This window comes from Ruegeria sp. YTSA226 (assembly GCF_059609905.1).
Genome location: NZ_JBXWMQ010000003.1, coordinates 106,596 through 132,091 on the forward strand (window position 1 = coordinate 106,596; position 25,496 = coordinate 132,091).

24 protein-coding genes are annotated in these 25,496 nt (G+C 57.7%); 5 read left to right on the top strand and 19 right to left on the bottom strand.

The window, feature by feature from the left end; translation table 11 throughout:
- Positions 1 to 5: 5 nt before the first annotated feature.
- From AC2FFF_RS05500 to AC2FFF_RS05535, 8 genes are all read right to left on the bottom strand, one after another.
- Complete coding sequence (locus AC2FFF_RS05500; RefSeq protein ID WP_142635743.1) at positions 6 to 1,034, bottom strand: type II secretion system F family protein; 1,029 nt, start codon at positions 1,032 to 1,034, stop codon at positions 6 to 8.
- A gap of 11 nt (positions 1,035 to 1,045) precedes the next feature.
- Positions 1,046 to 2,443 (bottom strand): TadA family conjugal transfer-associated ATPase, encoded by a 1,398-nt coding sequence (locus tag AC2FFF_RS05505; RefSeq protein WP_142635741.1) that lies wholly within the window; start codon positions 2,441 to 2,443, stop codon positions 1,046 to 1,048.
- A 48-nt stretch (positions 2,444 to 2,491) separates the two neighbouring features.
- Positions 2,492 to 3,697 carry a CpaE/TadZ family protein gene (locus AC2FFF_RS05510; RefSeq protein ID WP_142635739.1) on the bottom strand — a complete coding sequence of 402 codons (1,206 nt, stop codon included), beginning with the start codon at positions 3,695 to 3,697 and terminating at the stop codon, positions 2,492 to 2,494.
- 11 nt (positions 3,698 to 3,708) lie between these two features.
- A complete protein-coding gene (locus tag AC2FFF_RS05515; protein WP_142635737.1) occupies positions 3,709 to 4,347 on the bottom strand; it encodes a TadE/TadG family type IV pilus assembly protein in 639 nt (212 codons plus the stop codon).
- Complete coding sequence (locus AC2FFF_RS05520) at positions 4,344 to 4,835, bottom strand: TadE/TadG family type IV pilus assembly protein (RefSeq protein WP_271948250.1); 492 nt, start codon at positions 4,833 to 4,835, stop codon at positions 4,344 to 4,346. Before AC2FFF_RS05520 ends, AC2FFF_RS05515 begins: the two co-directional genes overlap by 4 nt.
- On the bottom strand, positions 4,832 to 6,316 hold the full coding sequence (locus tag AC2FFF_RS05525) for a pilus assembly protein TadG-related protein (protein WP_271948252.1): 1,485 nt from the start codon (positions 6,314 to 6,316) through the stop codon (positions 4,832 to 4,834). The genes AC2FFF_RS05520 and AC2FFF_RS05525 overlap by 4 nt, the downstream gene beginning before the upstream one ends.
- A gap of 30 nt (positions 6,317 to 6,346) precedes the next feature.
- A complete protein-coding gene (cpaB, locus tag AC2FFF_RS05530; RefSeq protein ID WP_142635731.1) occupies positions 6,347 to 7,174 on the bottom strand; it encodes a Flp pilus assembly protein CpaB in 828 nt (275 codons plus the stop codon).
- Between the two features lie 163 nt (positions 7,175 to 7,337).
- The gene (locus AC2FFF_RS05535) at positions 7,338 to 7,526 is read right to left on the bottom strand and encodes a Flp family type IVb pilin (protein WP_281972471.1); all 189 of its coding nucleotides are present in this window, start codon (positions 7,524 to 7,526) and stop codon (positions 7,338 to 7,340) included.
- 381 nt (positions 7,527 to 7,907) lie between these two features.
- Here AC2FFF_RS05535 and AC2FFF_RS05540 point away from each other — a divergent pair, with 381 nt between their 5' ends.
- Entirely contained in the window at positions 7,908 to 8,906 is a 999-nt protein-coding gene (locus AC2FFF_RS05540; protein ID WP_281972472.1) for a LacI family DNA-binding transcriptional regulator, read from the top strand.
- Here the strand turns inward: AC2FFF_RS05540 and AC2FFF_RS05545 are convergent, their stop codons facing one another.
- Together AC2FFF_RS05545 and AC2FFF_RS05550 are read right to left on the bottom strand one after the other, a co-directional pair.
- Entirely contained in the window at positions 8,907 to 10,040 is a 1,134-nt protein-coding gene (locus tag AC2FFF_RS05545; protein WP_271948257.1) for a Gfo/Idh/MocA family protein, read from the bottom strand.
- 37 nt (positions 10,041 to 10,077) lie between these two features.
- Positions 10,078 to 11,181: a Gfo/Idh/MocA family protein gene (locus AC2FFF_RS05550; protein ID WP_496710383.1), complete on the bottom strand. Its 1,104-nt coding sequence runs from the start codon at positions 11,179 to 11,181 to the stop codon at positions 10,078 to 10,080.
- 126 nt (positions 11,182 to 11,307) lie between these two features.
- Here AC2FFF_RS05550 and iolC point away from each other — a divergent pair, with 126 nt between their 5' ends.
- From iolC to AC2FFF_RS05565, 3 genes are read left to right on the top strand one after another with little or no spacing between them, the layout of a single operon-like run.
- Positions 11,308 to 12,276: a 5-dehydro-2-deoxygluconokinase gene (gene iolC, locus AC2FFF_RS05555; protein WP_142635968.1), complete on the top strand. Its 969-nt coding sequence runs from the start codon at positions 11,308 to 11,310 to the stop codon at positions 12,274 to 12,276.
- Between the two features lie 9 nt (positions 12,277 to 12,285).
- Positions 12,286 to 13,122, top strand: coding sequence for a 5-deoxy-glucuronate isomerase (locus AC2FFF_RS05560; RefSeq protein WP_142635722.1), 837 nt, complete (start codon positions 12,286 to 12,288; stop codon positions 13,120 to 13,122).
- Positions 13,119 to 13,958, top strand: a complete 840-nt coding sequence (locus tag AC2FFF_RS05565; RefSeq protein WP_281995348.1) for a class II fructose-bisphosphate aldolase — start codon at positions 13,119 to 13,121, stop codon at positions 13,956 to 13,958. The genes AC2FFF_RS05560 and AC2FFF_RS05565 overlap by 4 nt, the downstream gene beginning before the upstream one ends.
- Before the next feature lie 49 nt (positions 13,959 to 14,007).
- On the opposite strand, the gene AC2FFF_RS05570 is transcribed toward AC2FFF_RS05565, so the two are convergent.
- From AC2FFF_RS05570 to iolG, 9 genes are all read right to left on the bottom strand, one after another.
- Complete coding sequence (locus AC2FFF_RS05570) at positions 14,008 to 14,766, bottom strand: SDR family NAD(P)-dependent oxidoreductase (protein ID WP_142635718.1); 759 nt, start codon at positions 14,764 to 14,766, stop codon at positions 14,008 to 14,010.
- The gene (gene iolB, locus AC2FFF_RS05575; RefSeq protein WP_281972475.1) at positions 14,763 to 15,569 is read right to left on the bottom strand and encodes a 5-deoxy-glucuronate isomerase; all 807 of its coding nucleotides are present in this window, start codon (positions 15,567 to 15,569) and stop codon (positions 14,763 to 14,765) included. Before iolB ends, AC2FFF_RS05570 begins: the two co-directional genes overlap by 4 nt.
- 39 nt (positions 15,570 to 15,608) lie before the next feature.
- Positions 15,609 to 16,790 carry a phytanoyl-CoA dioxygenase family protein gene (locus AC2FFF_RS05580; protein ID WP_281972476.1) on the bottom strand — a complete coding sequence of 394 codons (1,182 nt, stop codon included), beginning with the start codon at positions 16,788 to 16,790 and terminating at the stop codon, positions 15,609 to 15,611.
- Between the two features lie 48 nt (positions 16,791 to 16,838).
- A complete protein-coding gene (gene iolE / locus AC2FFF_RS05585) occupies positions 16,839 to 17,738 on the bottom strand; it encodes a myo-inosose-2 dehydratase (RefSeq protein ID WP_142635712.1) in 900 nt (299 codons plus the stop codon).
- Positions 17,735 to 19,567 (bottom strand): 3D-(3,5/4)-trihydroxycyclohexane-1,2-dione acylhydrolase (decyclizing), encoded by a 1,833-nt coding sequence (gene iolD, locus AC2FFF_RS05590; RefSeq protein ID WP_496882900.1) that lies wholly within the window; start codon positions 19,565 to 19,567, stop codon positions 17,735 to 17,737. The genes iolE and iolD overlap by 4 nt, the downstream gene beginning before the upstream one ends.
- Positions 19,568 to 19,650: 83 nt before the next feature.
- The gene (locus AC2FFF_RS05595; RefSeq protein ID WP_142635708.1) at positions 19,651 to 20,472 is read right to left on the bottom strand and encodes an ATP-binding cassette domain-containing protein; all 822 of its coding nucleotides are present in this window, start codon (positions 20,470 to 20,472) and stop codon (positions 19,651 to 19,653) included.
- 1 nt (position 20,473) lies between these two features.
- Entirely contained in the window at positions 20,474 to 21,580 is a 1,107-nt protein-coding gene (locus AC2FFF_RS05600) for an ABC transporter permease (protein ID WP_142635706.1), read from the bottom strand.
- A 68-nt stretch (positions 21,581 to 21,648) separates the two neighbouring features.
- Positions 21,649 to 22,569: a sugar ABC transporter substrate-binding protein gene (locus tag AC2FFF_RS05605; RefSeq protein WP_142635704.1), complete on the bottom strand. Its 921-nt coding sequence runs from the start codon at positions 22,567 to 22,569 to the stop codon at positions 21,649 to 21,651.
- 117 nt (positions 22,570 to 22,686) lie between these two features.
- On the bottom strand, positions 22,687 to 23,700 hold the full coding sequence (gene iolG / locus AC2FFF_RS05610) for an inositol 2-dehydrogenase (protein WP_281972478.1): 1,014 nt from the start codon (positions 23,698 to 23,700) through the stop codon (positions 22,687 to 22,689).
- A 365-nt stretch (positions 23,701 to 24,065) separates the two neighbouring features.
- Here iolG and AC2FFF_RS05615 point away from each other — a divergent pair, with 365 nt between their 5' ends.
- The gene (locus tag AC2FFF_RS05615) at positions 24,066 to 25,493 is read left to right on the top strand and encodes a tyrosinase family protein (RefSeq protein ID WP_281972479.1); all 1,428 of its coding nucleotides are present in this window, start codon (positions 24,066 to 24,068) and stop codon (positions 25,491 to 25,493) included.
- The last annotated feature ends 3 nt before the right edge of the window (positions 25,494 to 25,496 follow it).

The following is a 25,496-nucleotide window of genomic DNA, read 5'->3' on the forward strand; positions in this document are numbered from 1 at the left end:
CCTCTTCAAATCCGGAAATTCACAAGCTTGAACATCACAATCGCGTTCAGGACGATGGTCACTGCGATAACGCTCATGACTGGCACAAAGGCCGGAGAGTCCGCGACATCGCCATAATATGTCGGCGTCATGATGGTCATGAACACGGCAATGCCAACGGGAATGGATGACAGGATATAAGCCGTCATGCGGCCTTCGGCCGAGATGGCCTTGACCTTGCGACGCAATGACATTCGCGCTCGGATCACGCGGGCCAGCGTGCGCAAGATGCCGGCCAGGTCACCACCTGTGCCGTGCTGCATCATCAGCGCAACAGCTAGATACTGGATATCTTCTTCATCGATGCGGTCAGCCATGCTTTTGATCGCAGTCGTCAGTTCTTCGCCATAAGAGACCTGATCAACGACCAGCCCAAACTCAGTTCCAATTGGGTCAGGCATTTCTTCGGCGACACTTTGTAAGGTTGTGTTCAGTGGGTGCCCCACCTTCAATCCACGGGACATCAGGTCCAGCGCATCGGGCAACTGCTTGATCAACGCCGCCTTGCGCTTGCGCAACGTCACCCCCAACGCAACCAGTGGCGCAATCAAGAAAACAAGGGCGCAGGTGGGGACCACTTTCAATGGATCAGCCACCATAGACCCACCAATGGCCGAGATCAGAAAGGCTGCGCCACAACCGGCCAGAAACATTTCGGGAACCATGTTCAGGCCCGAAACCTTCAACGCCAGAGGCAAATCCCCCACCAGCGGGAAACTCCGCAACAGTGGCTTGGCTTCCTGCGGTTTCAACAGGCTGAGGACATCCTCACCCGACTTCCCCTCGGACAGCATCTGAATTCGGCGGTTGATCGCCTCTTCGCGGTTTTCGCCACGCCGCATAAACTGACGCAGCCCTTCAAAAGCAATCAGCGCACCCAGGAAAACCGCAAGCGCCAGAACAAACCTGACATCGAACCCGGCAACTTCCATTTCCGGGCCGATCAGGTTGTTGATGTTCAGATTGGCCAGATATGACCTGATTTTCTCGAACATCCCGGACCTCCTTAGTTGAACTTGACGGTGGACAGGTCGACCCCGGCAGCCGCCAGTGCATCACTGGATTTTGGCCGAATTCCCGTGGGCATGAACCGGCCCAGAACCTTGCCGTCTTCATCCTTGCCTTCGCGCTTGAAAACAAAGATGTCCTGCATGGTGATGATGTCGCCTTCCATTCCAGTCACTTCCGAGATCGAAGTAACCCGGCGCGTCCCGTCTGACAGTCGGTTCAACTGAAGCACAAAGTGGATGGCCGAAGCGATGGTGGCCCGGATCGCCGAATGCGGCAGCTCCATCCCGCCCATCTGTACCATCTGTTCGACCCGAGACAGCGCATCGCGTGGACTGTTGGCATGAACGGTCGTCATCGAACCGTCATGGCCGGTATTCATCGCCTGCAGCATGTCGAAGGCCTCTGATCCGCGCACCTCGCCGACCACAATACGGTCAGGGCGCATCCGCAGCGCGTTGCGGACAAGATCACGCTGGGCCACAGCGCCGGTCCCGTCCAAACCGGCTGGGCGGGTCTCCATGCGGAGAACATGTTCCTGCTGCAGTTGCAGTTCAGCAGCGTCTTCGATGGTCACGACCCGTTCGTTGCCGCCGATATAGGAAGACAGGGCATTCAGCATTGTCGTTTTACCTGATCCGGTTCCTCCGGAAATCAGGACATTCATCTTTGCCTCGACCAGACCGCGCAACAACGCCGCAGCACTGTCATTCAATGCATCGTTCTTAACCAACCGCTCCATCGTCAGCGGTACGCGCGCGAATTTACGGATCGACAAGGCCGGCCCGTCCAGCGCGCAGGGCCGAATGATCGCGTTTACACGGCTGCCATCCTCAAGCCGCGCATCCACCCAGGGTTGGCGTTCATCAATACGACGGCCGACACGACTGACAATCTTGTCGATGATCCGAAGCAAATGACGTTCATCCCGAAAACGCGCCGAGGTTTTTTCCAGAATACCTGAACGTTCGACGAAAATCTGCTTGTGACCGTTCACCAGAATATCGTTGATCGAAGGGTCGGCCAGCAAAGGCTCCAGTGGCCCAAGCCCAAGCACCTCGTGCATCAGTTCTTCGACCAAAAGCTTGATTTCCTCAGACCGCATGGCCCGGCCCTCGGACCGCAACAGATCAGTTGCGTGTTTGCCGATTTCGCCCCGCAATGTGTCTTCTTCGACCTTGTCGATCACAGCCAGATTCAGCTTATCAAGCAACGAGTTGTGCATCCGGGCCTTGAGGTCGATACGGTCCATCTCGCGCTCGCGCTCCATGGCACGGCGTTCGGCGTTCTTGACCTCGATATCAGCAACATTTCCGTTCGGCTGTTTCGTGTCCAACGGCACAACTTTTGGGGATTGGGATGTTGTGCGACCCGTTCTGTCAAATTCACGAAACATTCTGCTTTACCTTTTACTTAACTGATCTTCACATCTTCGGACTTCGATTTACTGTTTGCCCACGCGTGGCGGCAGAGAAACTGTGGTTTCCTGCGCGATGCGGCGGATGGCCCGTGTCAGAGGCGCCCGGTTTGAGACCTCTTGCAGAGGTACGCCCCGATCCACGCATTCACGAACGGTTCGCTCATCCTTGGGGATCCAGTGGGCGAAATCCTGTTCCAACAGCTTTGCCGCTGCGCGGTGGTGCGCGGCCGGGATCAGGGGTTTCTTTTCCAGGCTCGCAACCAGCTGGATTTCCAAGGCCGGGTTTTCGGCGTGATAGAAATCCATCAATTTCCGCGCTGACCGGATCGAAGGCACTGCGACATCCGTTACCAAAAGCAGCCGGTCGGCTTGCGACAACACCGGCGTGATCCACTCGACCAGAGCTCGCGGCAGATCAATAATCACATAATCATGGCTGCGCTTAAGGCTGTCCAAAATGGCCGAGATCTGTTCTTCATTAATGGCACTGAGAGGACCAAAGCGCGACGGTGCAGCCAGAACATCAACCCCACAGGGGGATTTGGTCATGGCCTGTTCCAGAAAGGCGCCATCGGGAATGCTCTCATCCATCGCCATCCGCCACATGGCGTCACTTTCCTCAACATCCATCAGGGCGGCAATAGATCCGAACTGAAAATCCAAATCGACAACCGCGACTTCGTTGGCGGCTTTCTTCTTGAAGAACCCTTCCTTGGCCTGTAGCTCGTTGGCCAGATTGGCAGCGACGATAGACGATCCAACCCCACCACGGGATTTCGCCACGGCGATCACTTTGCCCAGGGTTGCCTGACCGCCCCACACGGCCGGCAACTGCGCCTGACGGCGGGCCCGGATTGCGTCCACCTGCGGCACAATTTCCTCGTCGATCCACTTTCTCGGAAGAACGTCGTCGACACCAAGCTTTTTCAGCTGGCGCGCCTTTTCCAAGGGCAGATCCTCATGGGCCAACGCAATGATGATCGCATTTGGCATACGGGCATCACAGATTTTCCGTGCGGTTTGCAGTAGGTCCCCGGAATTCTCATCCACATCGAACAGAACAACATCATGCTCTGCAGTCAGCGAGATCGCAGAGCCGTTTACCCCCGCAACGGTGTCCTGACGACCGGTGAACCGGCAGTTCGCCTGCCCCCGCAACGAGCCTTCGATGGCCGAGTAAATCTGCTCGTCCGGTGAAATCAACAATACTGAAATCTGCTTGGCACTCATTATGTTTCTCCTTACTCACTCGCCCCGGCCGCCAGATCTTCGGCGGGAACCGATGTGCTCATCGCGGGAAGAGAAATACTGTTGGGGGTATTTGACGCAGGTGTTGTGCCGTTCGACGCAAGAGCGGCCAGACCGGCGATTGGCATCATGAAGTTAAAGTTTACGTTAACAAGTTCGGCGGTAACGACCGGCGTATATGGCCCCCCTAAAAATCCAAGGCGCGCGTCATGCGAATATCCGATCTGTACGTTGGCGGCAGTCGTTCCCGGTGGCAGCAACATGCGGATATCATTCCAGACACGTGCGCCGTAATCCGTCGCGGTATTCAAAGGGCAGGGCGCAGGCAGGGCAGGCACGGCACAGACATTGCCACTGCGGCAGAGCACCCCAAATTTCGTACTTGTAGGAGCGCCGCTTGCCAGCGTGTGCTCGGTCGGCAACGCACCGCAAAGCGGAGGCCCAAGAGTTGCCAGCCTGGATGCTTTTTGCATCGCCTTCTGCGCCATGGTTGTCGACCAGAACAACCGGCCATAATCCACAATGCCGAACATCAGCAACAGGAACAGTGGAATGACCATCCCCAATTCGACCAGGGCGGCGCCACGCTCCTGACGCCGGAAGGTCCGCAGGATATGCGACACCCGGGTCATACGCCGAACACCCGGCTCTGATCCGAAATCACCGTGTCAAGCGTGCTAACAGCCCCGCCGAACAGGCCCAGAACATTGCCCAGGATAAAATCAATCTGGATTTTCGCGGTCACTTCGACCACTGAGGTCGGGTCAATACGATAGCTGCCAGACCGCGATATGCAGGTCGGGGTTACATCCACCAGCGTTGTTCCGACCGGCAAATGCGCCCCACCGCCCAGTCGGTTGGCGACAATATCTGTGGCCATTGCATCATAGCTTGCGACGCCGCCCGCGCTGCATAGATCCAGCGGTGCGATGCGAGCGATCATGCGTGACGCATCCCGTACGCCGGCAGATGTCGCCTGATGTATCCAGGTGATCCGGCTGCCCTCGATGATCACAACAAAGAACAGCAAGATAACCGGCAGAACCATGGCGAACTCGACCATCGGCGCGCCAGACTCGCAGCGCTGAAAGCGTGAGAGGAAGCGACCCAGCGGCTTCATCGGTACAGCCTCACGACATCGCGGAAAATGCCATCAACGGCACTGCCACCAACTCCGCCGCCAACCTGTTTGACCACCTCGACGAAGATGTCAAAATCCGAACCTGTGGACTCTTCAAGTGGCTGAAACAGAAAGACTTTTACGAATTCTTTCACCGGCACATCGGTGGCCCGCCCGGAAACCGGGTTCGCGGTGCAGTCAATCGCTGCGGCGATAAATGTCCGGCGGTCGGGGTCGGTGCTGGGCTGGCTTGAACATTGGGCGCGGCCGGTCTCGTCCCGTCCGGTGACGATATCGCCTGACCCGGCCCGGCTGACCTCATCCAGATATACCTGATACCGGGTGTTTCCTGTCGGTGCACCCTGCGCGTGCGGTGTCAGCGTACCGTCCGGTCCAACGCCATAATTCATAAGGTTGTAAGCTGCTTGCCCTGACGTCCAGTTGCCATCGCCAAAACGGCTGCCATTGCAAAGACCACTCACCGGGTCAAAGCAATCATCCGGCGGCATTGGAATAGTATTGGTCGACAGCGTCGGATTGTTGTTCAAACATCCCCCACCAGTATGGTCCCAGCCTGAAATCACATTTGGACCCGGCGCATAATCTGGATCGTTCTTCAGTTGGTTCATGGTCGCCTGGAACATATCGAACCGCGAATTGTAGATCGCGCTGCCAATCCCATTCCGCTGACCGGGTTCGGTGTCGACACCGCGCTGGGACACGCATTTGGTCAGGTTCCCATTCGCAGCAATGAGGCAGATATACAGCTTTGAGCCAGTCAGACCGGCGCATGGCCCGTTTGGATTGATCCCGATATCCGTTGGATCCAGAAATCCGAAATTCCCCGGCCCCCAGGCCGAGTTGTTGCCGCCAGTACGCAATTTGATGGAAGCGCCGATATTGGCGCTGGAGGTCCAGCCCGACGGGATGCAGAACATCAACGGCGTTACGTCACAGGCATATGCTGAATACCCAGCGATCGAGACTGAATTCACCTCTCCGGACGGATTGGCGACGCCCAACAAGCTGGCCAGCGATCGGCCAAAAGGCAGGAAAACAGTCCGTGGTGTCGCGGTCACCTCGACCAAAACGGCACGCGCCGGGTCTGTCGTCACAAAGGGCGTAACCGAGTCGTTATCGTCTGGGTCTGCCGCCGGAGCAGGCAATCCAGTCAGAAAGCGAAGCGAAAAATCCGCAGAAGTTCCAAGGCTTTGGCTGCCATCCGCGAAAAACTGTTCGTCGTCGATCATGCCGGATGCCGCAGCTGTTGCACGGGTGATGGCGTCAGCATTGCCATCCAGCTCTCCTGCGGCGGCAAGCGCCACGTGGTCGGTATAGGCTTGCAGGTCAGTTTGGGTAGAGGCGATACGCCCCAGATCAAAAGTCAGTGCAGCCATTCCGATCATGACGACCATGAACATGCCGACAAATACCAGAATTGTGCCGTCTTCTTTGTCCCTGATTTTGCGTAGCGAAGTCATATCAACCTCCCTCGAAAGACCAACCTGAACTCAGTTCACCGGCTCAGTTGTTGCACTGGTGTTACCAAAGACCTGAATTTCCTGAACGTCGGTTGCCCCACGGCGAACTTTCACAATCGGCCTGGGCGTGCCCTCTTCTAGCGGTGATTTTTCAAGGAGGATGTCGCTGAGGCGAACCGCTTCCAGCGGCTTATCCTCTTCTGTTTGCAGAGACCGCAGAGAAAGGCTGAGCTGCCCGGCCTTCTGCGCCAGAGCCAACTTCTGACCTTCATCCGGGGTGACCTCGATCGTAACCGTGCGGGCAATGCCCGGTTGGTCAAGCTCTTCATCCGCGGTTTGGTCCACGCCGATGACCCGGATATTCTGCAGGATCGTCACTGCACGCAGTGTATCATTGGTGCCGCGGGTCAGAACAATGTCGACAAAGTCGCCAGGCGTAACAAATCCGCCTACCCCTGTCTGCGCGTCGACATTGATCGCCATCGCGCGGTTATTCTCGCCAATCGTCTGAACGATTGTCACTTTTTCACCAAAATCGGAAACTTTCGAGGTTAAAAGAATTTCGCCCTGCGCCAAAGCGCGCTTGGCCCGGCGAGGTTCTATGCCGGCGGCAGGCAGGACATCATCAAAGCTTGTAAAAACACCTGCAGGCACAGATGCAGTAGGCCAATCAATGGTCGTCAGCTTGTGCCCTTCGATCGGCGTTCCGAACGCGATATCTTCGGCCACGGCCACAACACGAACTATGGTTGGTTCACCCGCTGACTGATTCCGTCGGATCTGATCCTGCGCCAGAATGACTGCGCCACCCGCCAAACCTATTCCCAGGAAAGTCATCAAAAATGATTTAATACGCATGGTATCCTCCAATTCCCGGGAAAACTCAGGATAATTACTTAATTGGGCCTGAATGGCCAAACAGACCGCTTATGCAAATCAAAGGTGGTCTGGTAGGAAACTGACGCCCCACGCTTGCGAATGGGAAGTCAGGTTTTTTTCACTTAGGAAATTGGCGCGCAGCTTAAGGCGTTGTCCGCTGGGCTGCCGAGTTTGCATCACTAAAGTTGCTGCTGGTCGTGCCAGCCAAATTGGTCAGAATTGTCCCGCCGACGACAATCGCAACAAACAGCGCGATGCCATATTCAACCAGGGTGGCGCCACTCTCGTCTTTGCGTAGCTTCAGAAATACTTTGCGAATTCCATTCAACATTACTTGAACTCCAGACTGTTTTACCAAAGTGCGAAATCCCGCACTGACACGAGGAACACACCCCCGTTAACTAAATCGTTACTGATGAGGCGGTGCCGAAACCTCCCCACAAACGAAAAGAAATTCCCGCTTAGGGCGAATTTTCGATCATTTTGGGCGGAAATGTGTCAAATCGCGGACCGATTTACGGTGCGCGACGGCAGATTTACCTGATCTCCCGTCAGAAAGAATCGATTGGTGAGAAGCTGCTCGGGGTCAATAAACCGGGCCCCGCGTCAAACGAGCAATCATTTGCAACCGATTGCAGCCACCAGACTAACTGGCTTAGTATCACGACATGAAAATGTCTGTCATCCCACCTTTCTTCTGCAGGTACGAAACATGAGCGTCACCCTAAAAGACGTCGCAGCTCTGGCCGGGGTGTCGCGCTCTGCCGTGTCGCGCACCTTTACCGAGGGTGCCTCGGTTTCGGCAAAAACCCGAAGCAAGGTGGAAAAGGCCGCGGCGGAACTGGGTTACAGCCCAAACGCCCTGGCCTCGTCCCTGACCACGGGGCGGACAAAACTGATTGGGTTGATCTCGAACAACTTTCACAACCCGATTTTCCTTGAAGTCTTCGATCAATTCACGCGCGCCTTGCAGGAACGCGGTTTGCGCCCGTTGATCGTGAACCTGACCGATGAGACCGAGCCTGCCAATTCCGTTCGGATGCTGCGCCAGTATTCTGTTGACGCTGCCATCGTGGCCTCTTCGACCCTGCCGCCAAGTTTCGCCAAGGCGTTTCACGATGCCGGTGTTCCGGTTGTGCATACGTTCGGGCGCTCGGCGACCTCACCAGAGGTACATGTCGTCGGGATCGACAATGTCGAATGTGGTCGCATGGCAGCCCGCGAGCTGCAGGCGCGGGGCTATCGGCGTGTTGGATATCTGGGCGGGCCAAAGGATGCGACCTCGGCCATGGATCGCTATCAGGGCTTTATGGAAGAGGCCGAAAAGCACCCTGGTCTTGAGGTCACATACTCTTTCGCCGGGGCCTATTCATTTGAGGCGGGGCGCGCGGAAATGCTGGATCTGCTAAAGGGTCAACCAGCCGAAAGCTATTTCTGCGGCGATGACATTCTGTCCGTCGGTGCGCTGTCCGCCCTGTCGGATCACGGGCTTAAACCGGGCAAGGATATCGGGATCATCGGCCTGAATGACATGGAGATGTCGCGTTGGGAAAGCGTAAATCTGACAACCATCCACCAACCGATCAAGCAAATCATCACCTCGTCTGTGGATCTGGTGGAAGAAATGCTGAAAGACCCCGAGCGTTATCCCGAGGCCCGCATTTTCCCCTGCCGCGTAGTCGAAAGGGGCACGCTGCGCCCCCGCGCCTAGTCAGCGGAACATAGGGGGGCGCGCATCCTTCCAGGCTCCGTCTTCATTGCCCGACGCAACGGCAGCATGGACCGCTGCGATAGACCGCACCCCATCCGCTGCGCCTGGCAACCCGTCGCGGGTTTCGCCACGAATGGCATCGGCCAGATCGCAATAGATGTTGGCCACAGCCAAGGGAAACCCTTCAGGATGTGCGATGGCCACCCGCGACAGGCGCTGGGCGTCCTCGTACAAGCCACCTTCGCCCTTTTCAATGATCTGTGTGCGGCCGCCGACCGGTGTATAGAGCAACTGGTTGGGCTGTTCCGAGGTCCAGCGCAGACCGCCGGTTTCACCGAAGACCTGAATGTCGAACCCATGTTGGCGCCCGATCGCAACGGACGAAGTCCACAAGCGCCCGACGGTGCCACGCTCTGTCCGGAAGTTGACCATGGCATCATCCTCCAGCACGCGGCTTGAGATGGTCGAGGCCATGTCGGCGGACAGCGACGTGACCTCATCATCGCAAATGAAGCTGGCCATATGCAGCGCGTGTATACCGCAATCCGCGAACTGCCCCGAGACACCGGCCATCGCCGGATCATACCGCCAGCGCACGCGTGGATTGTCGGCGTCAGTGGCATCCCCGTGGTGGCCGTGGCTGAAATTCGTCACGACCAGACGCACCTTGCCGATATCCCCGACCCTCACCATTGCACGTGCCTGGCGCACCATCGGATAAGCCGAATAGCAATAATTCACGGCGCATAGCTTGCCCGATGCTTCGGCGATGCGCACGATCTCTTCGCCTTCGTCCACGGTCATCGTCATCGGCTTTTCGCACAGAACGTTAAAACCCGCCTCGAGATAGGCCTTGGCAATTTCAAAATGGGTCGAGTTCGGTGTCGCGATGGTAACCAGATCGATGCGGTCGCTACGGTCTTTTTCACCGGCTAGCATCTCTTGCCAGTTGCCATAGGCGCGATCAGTTGCAACGCCCAAACGCTGTGCATATTCACGTCCCACGTCGGGGCGGTGGTCCAACGCTCCGGCAGCGAACTCAAACAGCCCATCGGCCTGTGCGCCAAGGCGGTGCGCAGGGCCAATCTGGCTGCCTTCACCGCCACCGATCATGCCCCATTTCAGCTTTGTCATGGTCTTAGTCTCTCTTTGGAAATTGGGTGGTGAGCTTTCAGAAATCGCTGATATCTGTCCATTGCCGCCCGTCTGACGATGCCAATGCAGCCGCCAGAACGCGGTTCACCTCGTGCCCATCGCGGAAGGTGGGCCAGGTATTCTGTCCGGAATGGATGGCCTGCAGGAAATCCTTGGCCTCGATAATGATCTGATCCTGATAACCTGTGCCGTGCCCCGGACCCTGGCAAAAAGGTTCGTAATCCGGATGTGCGGGGCCGGTCAGGATCTTGGTGAACCCGCGCGTGGCCTCGGGGCCTTCGCGGCGATACAGCCACAGGGCGTTCTGATCCTCTTGATCGAACCGGATCGCACCTTTGGTACCCGAGATCTCATAGGCGTAACCCATCTTGCGACCCGTTGCGACGCGGCTGAAATAAAGGTTTCCCATGACCCCGTTTTCAAAACGGCACATCATCTGCGCGTGATCATCATTGGTAACTTCGCCGCCGGGGCGATGCCGGTGCACCGTCTCCACATCGGCCATAACCTGAGTGATCGGCCCGATCAGCGCCAACGCACCATTCACCATATGCGGAGCAAGATCGCCGATGGTTCCATTGGCCATTCCCGTTGTGCGCCAGGTTGCCGGGGCCTCGGGGTCGGCATAGAAATCCTCAGTATGTTCGCCACGGAACCATGTGACCTGACCGATTTCCCCTTCAGCAATAAGCTGACGCGCATATTGGCTGGCGGGGGTGCGGATATAGTTGAACCCAACCATGTTGATTGCACCTGTGGCCTCGGCTGCCGCCACCATCGCGCGGCTGTCGTCCAAGGACGCCCCCAAGGGTTTTTCGCACAGCACCGGTTTACCAAGAGCAAACGCCGCCTCAGCGATTTGACGGTGTGTCGACTGAGGTGAGGCGATCACAATGGCCTCGACCTTTGGATCCTCGACCAACATGCGCCAGTCATCGGCGGCGCGCTGGAACCCGTAGGCGGCGCGATAGACTTCCGCGCTTGCAGATGTCGAGGCACAGATCACCTCAAGTCGCGGCCGCAGCGCGGTGTCGAACACCGCACCTACCGCTGACATCGCGACGGAGTGGGCCTTGCCCATATAGCCGCCGCCAACAATTCCAATTCCAATTTCAGGCATCTGCCGCGGCCTCGCACATATCATTTGCAACCGGTTGCAAAATCAGTATCGTGTGAATCGATTCAACGCAAGGATCAACACACCTTGCCGACCCTTTTCGCCGGAGGAAATGACTTGACCGCTTTGATGGACGGTATCAAAGGAAACCGCTTTGGCGTCTTGGGTCGTGCGGGCATGGACCTGTTTGCCGATCCCATCGGCGAGAAAAGTGAGGATGCCGACGCGTTCCGGGCCGATCTGGGCGGTTCATCGGCAAATATATGCGTGGGTCTGGTCAAGCTGGGCAGTCGAGCGTCGCTGATCACCTCGGTATCTGACGACGCGGTCGCGCGGTTCTGCCTGAATCGGCTGGCGCATTACGGCGTCGATACGTCCAACATACGGGTTGTAAGGGGCGAATACCGCATGTCGCTGGCAATCTACGAAAGCCGGACAGAAGATTTCCAGAATGTCATCTACCGCAATGGCGCAGTCGATTTCCAAGTCACCGAAGAGGATATGGACCAGGTCGATTTCAACTCCTTCTCGGCTGTGATCTCGGCCGGAACCGTCTTTGCGGCCGAGCCTTCGCGCAGCGCCACATTCCGGGCCATCGACACGGCCCGTAAGGCCGGTGTGCCCGTAATATTTGACATAGACTATCGCCCTTACAGTTGGCCCTCAACCGAAGTCGCGTCCGAGGTCCTGTCCCGCGCCGGTGACGCCAGTGATCTGATCGTAGGCAATGACGAAGAATTCGGTTTCATGGCGGGCGGGATAAACAAAGGGTTTGCCAAGGCGCAGGAACTGGCGGCCAAACCAGGCCGCGTGGTGATCTATAAAATGGGTGAAAAAGGCGCCATCACGCTGATGGACGGGCAGGAATTTCAGACAGGCATCTATCCGGTGACTGCCGTCAAGCCGAATGGCGCAGGTGACAGTTTCATGGCCGGGTTACTGGCCTCGGTTGCAGCGGGGTACTCGCTGAAGGACGCGGTGATGCGCGGTTCGGCCTGCGCCTCGATCGTCGTGTCTCAACCCGGCTGCGCGCCTGCAATGCCGACCACCGAACAGCTGGACACGTTTCTGGCCACCCATCCCGGCCCCACGGCATAGGAGATCCCAATGCATATCGCCCCCTATGAGAACCAGAACAAACCCATCGTGGATGCCGATGACCCAATGGTGCCCCTGAACTATTTCAACATCGTCAAACTGAAACAGGGCGAGGCGTTCGAATATCAAGTGCCGGGGTATGAGACCTGCATCGTCCCGGCCACAGGTACGGTCGATGTGGATGTCGAAGGCGTGCAATTTGCCATGCTGGGCAACCGAGGAGAGGATGTCTGGGATGGAGAGCCAGAGGGCGTTTATGCACCCGTTGGCGCCAAGGTACAGATCGTCTGCGCCTCGGACCACACCGAAGTCTTCATCGCGGGCGCCAGATACGACAAGGTGCTGGACCCGTTCGATGTCCGCCAGCACGATCTGGTGCAATACGGCAGCGACGACACCAAAACCCACCGCAAGATCAAGCACATCCTGGGCCAGAAACAGCATGACAAGGTGGGCCGTCTGCTGGTGAGTGAGCTGTTCACCGTGGGTCAGGGCGGCTGGTCGGGATTTCCCAGCCACAAACACGATACCAACCGCCTGCCGGATGAGACCCGCCATGACGAGACCTATAATTTCCGTTTCAAACCCAACTGGGGCTCTGGCCTGCAGATGCTGCAGCGCGAGGATAACGAACCGGGCGACGCCTATCATATCATGGACGGATCGACCGTCTGTATCGACAAGGGTTATCACCCCTGCTGCGTCCTGCCGGGGTATGAGATGTATTATTTCACGATCCTCGGCGGCCTGACCCAACGCTCGCTAGTCCAGTATTTCCAACCCACCCATGCCTATCAGATCGAAACCATACCGGGCATCAAAGACATGATTGCAAAATTCAAATGACCCTCGCCACACTGAAAGACGTTCTGCAACCTGCCTATGATCAGGGCTATGCCGTCGGTGGTCTGGTGACCCTGGGCTGGGAAGACATGCGCGCCTATGTGGCCGCAGCCGAAGCCGAAAACGCGCCCGTGATCCTGCAGGCCGGTCCCAGTTGTCGCGAGCACACACCCCTGCCCATTCTGGGAAAGATGTTCCGCTATCTGGCCGAAAACGCCTCTGTCCCCGTCGTCGCCCACCTGGACCATGGGTACACGTTCGAGGACTGCAAAATCGCGTTGGACAGCGGCTTTACCTCGCTGATGTTCGACGGGTCGCGCAAGCCACTGCAGCAAAACATCGATGAGACCGCGGCCATTGCCGAAATGGCCCATGCAGCAGGGATTTCATGCGAGGGGGAGATCGGCTTTGTGGGGTATTCCGGTGGCGAAGGCTCAAATGGCACCGACCCCGAGGAAGCCGCGAAGTTTGCACGCGAAAGCGGCGTCGACGCGATGGCGATTTCGGTTGGCAATGTTCACTTGCAGCAAAACAAAGAAGGTGGCCTGGATGAGGCGCGTATCGCCGAAATCGATGCCGTGACCGAAGTGCCTTTGGTCATTCATGGCGGGTCCGGTGTGCCGGTAGAGCAGCGTATGAAGCTGGCGCGCGAGACCTCGATCTGCAAGTTCAACATAGGAACCGAGCTGCGTATGGCATTCGGAAATGCCATGCGTGAAGCCGTCAATCGTGATCCTGAACGGTTTGACCGCGTCACGATCCTGAAGGAAACGCACGACCCGGTTGAGGCTGCTGCCCGCACCGTGATCCGTGCCTTTGGCGCCCCGCCGCAGCGCTAGGTCGTCATGCTACCAGTCGACCGGGAGCGCATCGCCAAGCGGCATCACCTCAGATCGAGCCGCCTTCGACCATGAAGTTCCCCGCGCTGCACATGGCCGCGTCGTCCGAGGCCAGAAACAGGACCATGCGCGCCACATAGACCGGCTCAATCGGGTCCGGCAGACATTGACGATCCACCTGCTTGGCCAGCGCCTCGGGTGTCACCCATAACTCTTTTTGCCTCTCCGTCATGATCCAGCCCGGAACTACCGTGTTCACCCTGATGCGATGGTCGCCCAGCTCGCGCGCCATGGTGCGGGTCAGGCCATGAACGGCAGATTTGGCGGTGGCATAGGCCGGGAACCCCGCCCCGCATTCCCACCAGGAATTCGAGCCTAGGTTGACGATGGCCCCCTTGCCCTTAGCGATCATGCCCGGGGCCACCGACTGGATGGCAAAGAACATATGGCGGATATTGGTTGCCATTCGGTCATCCCAATACTCCGGCGTTACCTCGCGCCAGTCGTGGCGTTCGTCATGGGCAGCGTTGTTGACCAGAACATCCGCCTCGCCCAGCGCGGCGACAAGCCGCTCGAAGGCGGCCTGCAATGCCTCAATGTCGCGCAAATCGCATTGGGCAAAGGCATGCTGCCCATCCAGTTCTGCCAGCAGCGCTTGGCCCGCATCTGCGTTCAGATCAACAAACCCGACCCTGGCCCCCTGGGCGGCAAAGGCGCGAACCGTTTCGGCGCCGATCCCACCGGCCCCGCCGGTGATAAAAACTGTTTTTCCCGCAAGACCGGGATAATTCGCAAAATTCGCGCTCATGCGTCACGCTCCATGATCCATTCAACTTCGGGGGCGGCAACAAAGCGCCATTTCCGCAATGGGCCGGCCATGACGTTCAGGTAGTACATCTCAAACCCATAGGGCGCACCGCAGGGATGATGCCCGCGCGGGACGATCACGACATCGCCATCCGACACAGCCATAGCCTCGTCCAGATCGCCATCATCGGTATAGACTCTTTGAATGCCGAACCCGTTCGAGGGGTTCAGACGGTGGTAATAGGTCTCTTCCAGATAGGTTATGCGAGGAAAGTCATCCTCATCATGGCGATGGCTGGGGTAGGAGGACCAGTGGCCATTGGGCGTGAAGACCTCGGTCACCAGCAGGCTGTCAGCGACGTCTTCGGCCTCCATCGCGATATTGTTGATATAGCGGGTATTCACACCCTTCCCGCGTTCGGTCAGTGTGATGCCACCCGGCCCGATCCGTCGCGCCGGGTGGCCACCTGTGCCGGGGGCCGAACACACGGCCACAACACAATCGGTTTCCGCCACGGCCTGCCAATCGGTTCCGTTGGGCAGGTACAGACAATGCGGCGGCGTCTTTTCAAAGACATCCATGCGGTCACCCAGCACACCCCAATCCTGCCCGGCCCCGGTGATATGCGCCTTGCCCTCGACCATGACCAGTATGACCTCATTGTCACCGGTTTCTTCGGTCGCCCTGTCGCCTGCGCGTAGGTGGTAAAGACCGAACCCGACATAGCGCCATCCCGCAGAGGCAGGGGTGATGTCATGCACCTTGCCATAGGGGCCGCGTGGTTTCCTGAGCAGGTTGGCCATGGGGCCTCCTTTCTGGGCGCACCGGCCCGGTTCGTAACGTCAGGCGGATTGTCGGGTTTTCAACGCCGAAAGTGCCGAGGTCAGTTGCTCTGGCGTCCATTCTTCGGCGACCGCACGCCGCAAGATATCCGCCTGGCTTTCCGGAGCATTGCCGCCAATCGGGGGATCTGTGTCCAGATTTGTCGGAAACGGATAGCCTTCGGCCGTCGCCGCGATGGCCGCGTCCAGCTCGGACCCAGTCAGCTCGCCGCTTTGCTTCAGGGCCACCAGTGACGGCAGCATGGCCAGCGCCATGGACCGGCGGTCGATGGCCTCCATCGCACGACCAAAAGCGGATGAGATCTGCAACAAGTTCGCCATACGGTCGATATCCGTGCTGCGGTTCTCGCCGGCCGAGTGAAACAGTGCGGGGTTGAAGAACACCGCGTCGCCTTTGTTCAACGGCACCTGAATATAGCTCTTCTCAAAGTAGTCCCTGTGCGCGGGGTCGTGAAAGCCAATATATCCGGCTGGATATAGCTGTGAAAACGGCAACAGTTTGGTGGGCCCGCTTTCCACCGGCATGTCACAATGGGCCACTGCCCCCTGCAAGGTCAGCGCCGCCGTCAGCAGATGTGCATGCACCGGATACCGGGCAGCGCTTTCAGCGGTCTGAAAGCCCAGATGGTAGTCCCTATGCGCCTGCTGTGCCTTGCCGCCGGGGCGGACCTGATTGACCTGAGCCGTGACCTGATAGTTCGGCCCCAGCCATGCCTCGCAGACGGTGGCAACAGCAGCGTTGCCGAAGTATTTTGAGAAACCTTCCGGATCGCGCAGGCAGTGCTTTTGCAGCGCATTCCAGATCCGGTCATTCGCTCCCGAGGCGGCAAAATGATCACCCTCGCCTTCGCCGCTTTGGCGTTCCTCGTCGATGATCTGCCGAAAAACCTCGGTCGCCCGGTCGATCACCGACAGATCCTGATAGGCCCATTTCAGCGCGATCACCCCGGCGGATTGGTTCAGCACATGGCCCCATTCCGCCATCAAAGCGCGCCGTTGCCCTGTATCTTCCAGCGCGGGACGCAGGGCATTCATGTCATAGACGGGGACGTTCTTTTCGATCATCGCGGCCTGCGGAACCATGTCCGAGGTCAGTTTCCGAGAGGTCAACACCTTGAATTCGTCCAGATCACAGGATTCCCGGTCAAAATACCCGACATATCCAATTCTTTGACTTACCATGATTTTCTCCTTCTTCATGGCCTTGGTGTTGCCCCTTGGGGCGGTTTGTTAGTTGGTGATCTCCAATCTTGCCTGAGCGCAGACATCGACAATGTGGTCGTAACCCATCTTGGAATACTCTTGGGGTGGGGCCTTGGCGGGGTCCTGTTCGGCCTCGACCACGATCCAGCCGCTATAACCCATAGATTTCAACGCATTCGCCACGGCTTGAAAATCAATGCAACCATCGCCAGGCACGGTGAACGCGCCCGCGACGACAGCATCCAGGAAACTGCGGTTATTCTCGCGCACATCCTGGACAACGGCCGGGCGGATGTCCTTGAAATGCACATGGCGCACCCGGTCGCCCCACCGATTGAGCGTCGCCATTACATTGCCCCCACCAAACAGCAAGTGGCCGGTATCAAAGCACAAGCCAACCTCGGGGCCCGACCCTTCCATCAACCAGTTCACATCCTCTTCGCTTTCGATAATCGTGCCCATGTGGTGGTGATAGGCCATCGGCATGCCCTGATCAGCCATCCATTTGGCCAGCTCGGTGATTTTGGCGGCATAGGCCAACACCTCATCCCGGGACAGTTTCACCCGGTCATTAACCGCGACCCCGATCTGCCCCTGCACGGTGTTCGAACATTCGGCATAGACGATGCACGGGCTGTCGAGCGCTACGAATTGTTCGACCTGCGCGCGCACGGCCTCGCGCTCGGTGGCAAAATCGTTAACCAGAGAAGCCCCAGAACACCAACCGCCACACAGGACGATATCATTGGTGTCGAGATAGGCGCGCAGACCTTCGGTATCGCCGGGCATCCGCTGACCGCGTTCGACGCCGGTATAGCCGATCTCGCGCGCCTCTTTCAGGGCCTGTTCCATCGTGTAAGCCGCGGTCAGGTCCGGCAGATCATCGTTCTGCCAGGCAATCGGAGAGATGCCGATCTTCACGCTCATTTCGTGTTTCTTTCTTTGATGGCAACCTCATAGGCAGCGCGCTTTTCATTCACTTCCGGGCGGATGCTGACCTCGGGCACGGCCACTTCCCACCAGGTGCCGCCATATTCGGTCGACGGGTACGGATCGGTGTCTATGACGACCACATAGGGGCCGGTGACTTCGCCACGTTTGGCCAATGCCTGCTCCAGCTCAACGATCGAGCCCACCTTGACCGAGGTCGCCCCCATCGCCGCCGCATGCGCAGCGAAGTCTATGGCCGAGGGCGTTTCGTGCACCGCATGATCCAGCAGATTGTTAAACTCGGCCCCGCCGGTGCCCATTTGCAGGCGGTTGATGCAGCCAAACCCACGATTGTCGGTCACGACGACAGTAAAGGAGATGCCCATCATCGCTGCCGTCGCCATTTCGGAGTTCGCCATCATATAGGTGCCGTCACCGGTAAAGCAGATGACGTCGCGATCAGGCTGGGCCATCTTGATGCCCATTGCACCGGCGATTTCATAGCCCATGCAACTGAATCCGTATTCCATGTGATAGGCACCTGGGCGGGGTGCTTTCCACAGCTTGTGCAGCTCACCTGGCATCGTGCCCGCGGCGCACATGACTACCGTGTTATTGTCCGAGGCGCGTTGCACTGCACCCACCACCTGCATATCCGTAGGCAACGCGTTTCCATCACCGGGCGCGTCGGTCAGTGCATCCACCTTGCCAAACCAATCTGCCTTCAGCGTGTCCGCCACCGGGTCGGCCCGGAAGCCGTGCAAGGCTTCGCCAAGTTCTTCTAACCCGACACGCGCATCGCTTTGCAGCGGCAATGCGCCGTGTTTTTCGACGTCATAGGCGGCTGTGTTCAGGCAGATCATCTCGCGGTTCGGATTGGAAAACAGCCCCCAGGACCCGGTGGTAAAGTCCTGCAACCGCGTCCCAACAGCAAGCACCAGATCGGCCTCGGCGCAGGTGGCGTTGGCCGGTTCACCACCGGTTACACCAACCGGGCCAAGGTTCAACGGATGATCCCAGGCCAGCGCCGATTTCCCGGCCTGCGTCTCGGTGATCGGGATATTGTGGGATTCCACAAAGCTCTGCAGCACATCCGTCGCTCCGGAGTAATGCACGCCACCTCCGGAAACGATAACGGGACGTTTGGCTGATCTGATCGCAGCCACCGCACGGGCCAACTCCGCCTCATCCGGGCGAATGCGGCGCTGATACCAGACCCTCGGCTCGAAGAAACTCTCGGGATAGTCATAGGCTTCGGCCTGAACATCCTGGCAAAAGGCCAACGTCACAGGCCCGCAATCGGCCGGATCGGTCATGGTGCGAAAGGCACGAGGCAAGGCCGTCAACAGATGTTCAGGCCGCGAGATGCGATCATAGTACCGGCTGACCGGGCGAAAACAGTCATTGGCACTAACCGTACCATCACCAAAGCTTTCGATCTGTTGCAACACAGGGTCAGGCCCGCGGGTGGCAAACACATCGCCGGGGATAATCAGAACCGGCAACCTATTCACATGCGCCAACGCCGCCGCGGTGACCATATTGGTCGCCCCCGGTCCAATGGATGAGGTCACCGCCATCGCCCGCATCCGCCGCGTCTGCTTGGCATAGGCAATCGCGCAATGTGCCATTGTCTGTTCATTTTGCCCGCGATAGGTTGGCAGGCTGTCTTTCGCGCCGTGCAGCGCTTCGCCCAGCCCGGCCACATTGCCATGGCCAAAAATGGCCCAGACACCGGCGATAAAGGGCTCGCCCGCTTCGTTCATCTGCGCGCCCAGATAGCGCACCAAAGCTTGCGCTGCGGTCAGTCGGACTGTGTTGCCCATAGTGATACCTTTCAACACAAGGCCATCTCGGCCATTCCTGCAATTTCGAAATTAGCGGGCCTGTGGCCCAGACGGGGGAACGGTTAAACCGTTCCGCCCAAAGAGCCTTCCAGCTGGGCCATTTCCTGACCTCCGGCCATCAGGTCCTGCAATTCCTCGGGTGTGATCTCTCCACGTGTGGCCGTGCCCAGCGTCTTGCCACGATTGAGCACGGTAAAGCGATCACCCACTGCCAGCGCATGGCGCACGTTATGGCTGATAAACACCACACCCACGCCCTGATTACGCACCTTGTCGATGGTTGCCAAAACATTCGATGTCTGACGTACCCCAAGTGCCGAGGTCGGCTCATCAAGGATCAAAACCTTGGCCCCGAAGTAAACCGCCCGGGCAATGGCAACCGTCTGACGCTCGCCCCCTGACAGGGTTCCAACGGCCTGATCCGGCCCGCGCAGATTGATACCCATCTTGCGCATCTCGGCCATACAGACCTCATTGGCCTGGTCGATATCGAACCGTTTCAGCAATCCCTTGCCCTTAGTCGGTTCGCGACCCATGAAGAAATTCCGCGTCACACTCATCAGCGGGATCATCGCCAGATCCTGAAACACGGTCGCAATGCCCGCCTCCATCGCATCGCGTGGCGTGTCAAACTGCAGCGGTTTGCCTTCGAAAAAGATCTCGCCCTTGGTGGGTTTGTGAACTCCGGACATGGTCTTGATGAAGGTCGACTTTCCGGCACCGTTGTCGCCCAGCAGGCAGTGGCATTCGCCAGGCCTGACGTCAAAGCTGACGCCTGCCAGGGCAATAATGTTACCAAAGTGCTTTTCGATATTCTTCATTTGCACGATCGGCGCGACATCCTTTACCGCATCCCCGTGATGGAACTTGCTGTCTTCAGTCATATCAGCGCTCCCCGGTTACGCGTTTGCGGATGGCGTTGTTGAACAATACCGCGATCAGAAGCATTGCGCCCAGGAACACCTGGAACCAGTCCTGATCGAAATCCGTGTAAGTCAGCCCGATGACCACCATGCCAAAGATGATCGCGCCAAAGAACGCCCCGATGGCCGATCCATAGCCGCCGGTCAGCAGACAGCCCCCGATCACCGCCGCAATGATGGCCTCAAACTCTTTCTGGAAGCCACGGCGCGCATCGGTCGATCCTGCGTCGATCACGGTGATGATTGCAACCAGCGCCGCGCAGCAGGCGGTTAGCATGAACAAAGACACTTTGATACGGCTCACCGGCACACCAGAATTCGACGCCGCATTACTGTCGCCACCGGCGGCAAAAATCCAGTTTCCAGCTGGGGTCCGCAGCAAAACATAGGTCGCCGCTAGGGCCAGAACGATAAACCACAAAATCTCGACCGGAATGCCCGGTACTTTCGGCGCCCCGTTTTTGAATGTGTCGATCAATCCGTTTGCAGCCAGCCAGGCAAACAAACCGGCAAAAGCTTCGCCCGAGAAGAACGGGGCCAGCCAGTCGTTTTCGACTACATCGCGCACGCCACGCAGCTGGGTTGACCCCCCAGTGGCTGCTTTGAGACCCACCAGTGAGAGACCGCGCAGAATGAAAAGGAAGGCCAGAGTTACAATAAAAGAAGGCAAACCCGACCGTATGACGATATTGCCGTTCACCGCCCCAACAAAGGCCGCAAAAACAAATGTCATTGGGATCGCAATGATCAGAGGTAACTGCCAAGTCACCACGCAGACACCAAAGAACAGGCCTGCAAAGGCAACCATCGAACCGATCGACAGGTCAAACTCACCCCCGATCATCAGCAGCGCCGCTCCGATAGCCAGGATACCCAACTGTGCCGCGGGCGTCATGAAGTTCATAACTCCAGCCAGCGTGAACATGGAATCGTCTGCCGTGAGCGCGAAGAAAATGACCACCAGGACCACACCGGCCATGGCACCAAGCTCTGGACGTTTCATCAGCTTGGTCAGAAACGGTTCTTTCTTTACGCGTTCGTCCGTAGTGACGGGCGCTGACTCACTCATGTTTCCCTCCCAATTCGGTTGAAACGGCGCACCTGGCGCCGTTTCTGTTTTTCACTGTCCCAAACGGATCAGCGGATACCCTGAGCCGACAGGTCGATAACCTGGGCTGCCTTGTCCTGTGTGATCAGGTTCGGACCCGATGGCACGTTGCCACCTGGCATCAGACCGTATTTGGCATGCAGGCCCATGAAGTTCACAGACAGATAGCCCTGCAGATACTGCTGCTGGTCAATGGCAAATGCCGCATCTCCATCGGCGATGGACTGCAGGAAGTTCGCAGACAGGTCGAACGAGGCCACGTTCACATCACGGCCCGATGCCTTCACAGCCGCTACCGTGGGTTCACCAGCCGAACTTGCACCCAGCGCCATGACTGTGTCGACAGCGTCATTCGCGGCCAGAGCGGCCGAGACCTTCGCTTCGATTTCCGAAGGATCGTTCGAGGTCGGCAGAACTTCGACGCTGCCACCAAAGCCTTCGGCAAAACCGGCGCAACGCAGGTCAAGCGCCACGTTTCCGACTTCGTGGTTCACACAGATCGCATTCGCGCCGCCCATCGAAGCCAGCTTTTCGCCTGCGGCCTTGCCCGCATCAAACTCGTCCTGACCGACATGCAGCAATGCGCCCAGCTGTTTGGACACGTCCGAACCCGAGTTGATCGAGATCACCGGAATTCCGGCAGCAACAGCACGTTCGATTGACGGGCCAAGCGCATCGGCATCCGGGATCGAGACAATCAACCCGTCCGGTTCCTGGTTCACGGCGGCGTCGATCAGCTGTGACATCGCAACCATGTCAAAGGTCTCGGGTGCGCGGTATTCCACGTTCACGCCAACATCCTTGCCCGCTTGCTCAACGCCGTTTTTCACGACGTTCCAGAAGGCGTCATTGGCCTGACCATGAGACACAACGACGATCTCCTGCGCGAATGCAGGCGTGGCCATCGCCAGTGCACCAGCTGCCAGTGCGCCTTTAAAGAAATTATTCATATGGTTTCTCCTCCCGTTTGAACAGTGTGTTGGGGTCTTGGCCCCAATCTTCCGACTAAACCGAATCTTCTTCGCCCCGATCCGGGGCGAAGCTGCCCCAAGTTTCCGCATATCCGATCATTTTGCAACCGGTTTCAAAACTTTGGCCAAAACCATCGGCTGTCCGGACTGCGCAGAACGGGTTGCGGCCTCGGCCATAGCAAGCGCGGCGACACCGTCGTCCAGAGTTACAGGCACCCCTGATCCAGAATTTACTGACCTAACGAATGCATCCCATTCTGCGCGATAGGCAGACATGTAGCGTTCAAGGAAAAAGTAAGTCGGCTTGGCACCGGTCACGCCATTCGAAGTTGACTTAACCACTGAGTTTTCAAGGATATTTTGCGCCTGAAGCATCCCTTCTGATCCCAGCAGTTCAACCCTCTGATCATACCCATAAGCCGCACGCCGAGAGTTTTTGATCACAGCGATCCGGCCATCTGCATAAGTCATTGTCACGACCGCCGTGTCCACATCACCTGCGGCACCGATTTCGGGGTCAACAACCGATGTGCCCACTGCCGAGATTACTTCCGGCAGGTCACCCATCAGGAAGTTCGCCATGTCGAAATCATGAATCATCATGTCCCGAAACAGCCCTCCTGATACTTTGACATAGCTCACCGGTGGCGGCGCTGGGTCGAAAGATGTAATGGACAACAACTCGGCCTTGCCGACCTCACCAGCCTCAAACGCAGCCTTCAAAGCAGCAAAATTCGGGTCGAATCGACGATTGAAACCGACCATGACAGGTTGGCCGGTGGCTTTTGCAACGGATTGACAGGCAAAAGCCCGCTCAAGGCTCAAATCAACCGGCTTCTCGCACAATACCGCTTTCCCGGCTTGGGTGGCCGCTTCGATCAGGTCGGAATGCGTATCCGTCGGCGTGGCGATCAGCACTGCATTTATCGAAGGATCGGAAATAATCTCTTGTGACTGTCGCGCATTGGCCCCGAATTCCTCAGCCAAACGCGCCGAAGCTTCGGGCAGTGCATCAGACACTGCGCTCAGTTCACTGTAAGGATGCGCCGCAATAGCCTGCGCGTGAACACGCCCAATGCGCCCAGCCCCCAGCAATCCTACTTTTAGCATCCCGCGCCCCCGAATCCCTTTTTTCGACACCACAATGATTCTCTTTGCAACCGGTTGCAAGAATTATTTCACAGCTACTCGAATTCACCCTTGTTTTCGGGTACTCGGCAAGTGTGCCCACTGCAGCTGCGGCCGTCCAATTCACAAATAAACAGTAACTGGCGCCTCTGACTTAGAATGCAAGCGAAAGGCCGCGCGTCACTCTGAAATCACCTTATCTGGGAAACGCACATCGGCACTGTCAACACCTGTCTAGGCCTACCCTGCTATGGCTTGGATTCATTTTGGTTAACATAAAACCACGCAAGTGTTACACTCGGCGCATTATTAGATTCCAAGATTTATTTGCAGTTTGAGGTATTGTTATGGCCACAAGAATCCGCAAAAACGTTTGGACCCTGCCAGCCAACGACGAAACTCTGATCTGGTATGAGCGTGCTGTCGAAGCTCTCTGGGACCGAGATCTGGAAGACCCGACATCGTGGTTTTTCATGGGCGCAGTTCATGGGCAGCCGCAGAATTTTCCGAACATTCCCGGTTCCGGACAATTCTGGAACCAATGCCAGCACCAAAGCTGGTTCTTCCTGCCCTGGCACCGCGGATATATCACCGCATTTGAGGCCGTCGTCGGCAAAGCCGTCGCCGATCTGGGCGGGCCGCAAGATTGGGCGCTGCCTTATTGGGACTATTCCCAACCCCTGTCAGAAAACCCGAATGCGCGCCGCCTTCCTGTGGCGTTCCGTGAGCCGACCAAGTCAGACGGCACGCGCAACTTCCTGTTTTCCCGCCGACGTGTAGTGGTGAATGGAGATTTCGGATTTCCGGACGACGTGGTGTCGCTGGATGCGTTGGATCATGAAGATTTCACCAATGATACGCCCGGCTTCTCATCAGGGTTTGGTGGCCCGCAAACCGGGTTTCACCCCGGCGGTGGGGACAATGGCGCATTGGAAAGCACGCCCCATAACGATATACACGTTTGGATTGGGGGCTCTGGCGGTTTTATGGCAAATCCGGCCACTGCGGCCTTTGATCCGATTTTCTGGCTGCACCATTGCAACATTGATCGGCTATGGGAAGTCTGGCGCAACGCCGACCCGAGCCATGTCGCCCCACCCTCGCCACTGTGGCGCACAGGCCAAACATTCTCGATGCATGATGGCGATGGCGCGGCATTCACCTTCAACAGCGAAGAAATGCTGGACAGCACAAGCGTCCTGCACGGGTTTCAATATGACGGCGTTCCACCAGCAGTAGAACCCGCCATTCCAGCAGAGGAGTTCGTCATGGCAGGCAAGGAACCCGAGCTTGCCGGCGCAAGCGAAGCTCCGGTCAAGTTGCGTGGTGCAATGACCACTGCCGGCGTAAAGCTCGACACTTCAGTCGCGTTGATTTCCGGCGCCGAGGCCCCCGGCACCACCCGGCGCGTTCACCTGCATCTTGAGGGGATCAAGGGCCGTGGCATGCCCGGATCTTACCGCGTCATGCTGGATCTTCCGGATGACGCTTTGCCGCCAGCAATTATCGGCACCTTGTCGCCGTTTGGCCTTGAACAGGCAAGCAACCCGGACGGCCCACATGGCGGCAACGGCCTTGCAGTGACTTACGAGATCACAAAGCTGGCCTTTGCACTGGGGCTGAGCCAAGGCGACGCCAACAGGTTGCAAATCCGGTTTCAACGGATGTTTGATGACAGCGAGGCCTTTGGCCAAGTACCAGGGTTGGAACAGATCGCCCCAACAGAACAGCAGCCAGACATTGAGATCGGCCGCATAAACCTTTATTTCGACTGATCG

What these genes read in the sequence shown, in the direction of transcription:
- iolB (WP_281972475.1), bottom strand. Translation starts at nt 15,569, where the DNA reads ATGGCCAACCTGCTCAGGAAACCACGCGGCCCCTATGGCAAGGTGCAT.
- AC2FFF_RS05550 (WP_496710383.1), bottom strand. Translation starts at nt 11,181, where the DNA reads ATGCCTGAAATTGGAATTGGAATTGTTGGCGGCGGCTATATGGGCAAG.
- AC2FFF_RS05605 (WP_142635704.1), bottom strand. Translation starts at nt 22,569, where the DNA reads ATGAATAATTTCTTTAAAGGCGCACTGGCAGCTGGTGCACTGGCGATG.
- iolG (WP_281972478.1), bottom strand. Translation starts at nt 23,700, where the DNA reads ATGCTAAAAGTAGGATTGCTGGGGGCTGGGCGCATTGGGCGTGTTCAC.
- AC2FFF_RS05525 (WP_271948252.1), bottom strand. Translation starts at nt 6,316, where the DNA reads ATGACTTCGCTACGCAAAATCAGGGACAAAGAAGACGGCACAATTCTG.
- AC2FFF_RS05515 (WP_142635737.1), bottom strand. Translation starts at nt 4,347, where the DNA reads ATGACCCGGGTGTCGCATATCCTGCGGACCTTCCGGCGTCAGGAGCGT.
- AC2FFF_RS05600 (WP_142635706.1), bottom strand. Translation starts at nt 21,580, where the DNA reads ATGAGTGAGTCAGCGCCCGTCACTACGGACGAACGCGTAAAGAAAGAA.
- AC2FFF_RS05540 (WP_281972472.1), top strand. Translation starts at nt 7,908, where the DNA reads ATGAGCGTCACCCTAAAAGACGTCGCAGCTCTGGCCGGGGTGTCGCGC.
- AC2FFF_RS05545 (WP_271948257.1), bottom strand. Translation starts at nt 10,040, where the DNA reads ATGACAAAGCTGAAATGGGGCATGATCGGTGGCGGTGAAGGCAGCCAG.
- AC2FFF_RS05500 (WP_142635743.1), bottom strand. Translation starts at nt 1,034, where the DNA reads ATGTTCGAGAAAATCAGGTCATATCTGGCCAATCTGAACATCAACAAC.
- AC2FFF_RS05565 (WP_281995348.1), top strand. Translation starts at nt 13,119, where the DNA reads ATGACCCTCGCCACACTGAAAGACGTTCTGCAACCTGCCTATGATCAG.
- AC2FFF_RS05505 (WP_142635741.1), bottom strand. Translation starts at nt 2,443, where the DNA reads ATGTTTCGTGAATTTGACAGAACGGGTCGCACAACATCCCAATCCCCA.
- AC2FFF_RS05535 (WP_281972471.1), bottom strand. Translation starts at nt 7,526, where the DNA reads ATGTTGAATGGAATTCGCAAAGTATTTCTGAAGCTACGCAAAGACGAG.
- cpaB (WP_142635731.1), bottom strand. Translation starts at nt 7,174, where the DNA reads ATGCGTATTAAATCATTTTTGATGACTTTCCTGGGAATAGGTTTGGCG.
- iolE (WP_142635712.1), bottom strand. Translation starts at nt 17,738, where the DNA reads ATGAGCGTGAAGATCGGCATCTCTCCGATTGCCTGGCAGAACGATGAT.
- iolC (WP_142635968.1), top strand. Translation starts at nt 11,308, where the DNA reads ATGGACGGTATCAAAGGAAACCGCTTTGGCGTCTTGGGTCGTGCGGGC.
- AC2FFF_RS05560 (WP_142635722.1), top strand. Translation starts at nt 12,286, where the DNA reads ATGCATATCGCCCCCTATGAGAACCAGAACAAACCCATCGTGGATGCC.
- AC2FFF_RS05510 (WP_142635739.1), bottom strand. Translation starts at nt 3,697, where the DNA reads ATGAGTGCCAAGCAGATTTCAGTATTGTTGATTTCACCGGACGAGCAG.
- AC2FFF_RS05595 (WP_142635708.1), bottom strand. Translation starts at nt 20,472, where the DNA reads ATGACTGAAGACAGCAAGTTCCATCACGGGGATGCGGTAAAGGATGTC.
- AC2FFF_RS05615 (WP_281972479.1), top strand. Translation starts at nt 24,066, where the DNA reads ATGGCCACAAGAATCCGCAAAAACGTTTGGACCCTGCCAGCCAACGAC.
- AC2FFF_RS05570 (WP_142635718.1), bottom strand. Translation starts at nt 14,766, where the DNA reads ATGAGCGCGAATTTTGCGAATTATCCCGGTCTTGCGGGAAAAACAGTT.
- AC2FFF_RS05580 (WP_281972476.1), bottom strand. Translation starts at nt 16,790, where the DNA reads ATGGTAAGTCAAAGAATTGGATATGTCGGGTATTTTGACCGGGAATCC.
- AC2FFF_RS05520 (WP_271948250.1), bottom strand. Translation starts at nt 4,835, where the DNA reads ATGAAGCCGCTGGGTCGCTTCCTCTCACGCTTTCAGCGCTGCGAGTCT.
- iolD (WP_496882900.1), bottom strand. Translation starts at nt 19,567, where the DNA reads ATGGGCAACACAGTCCGACTGACCGCAGCGCAAGCTTTGGTGCGCTAT.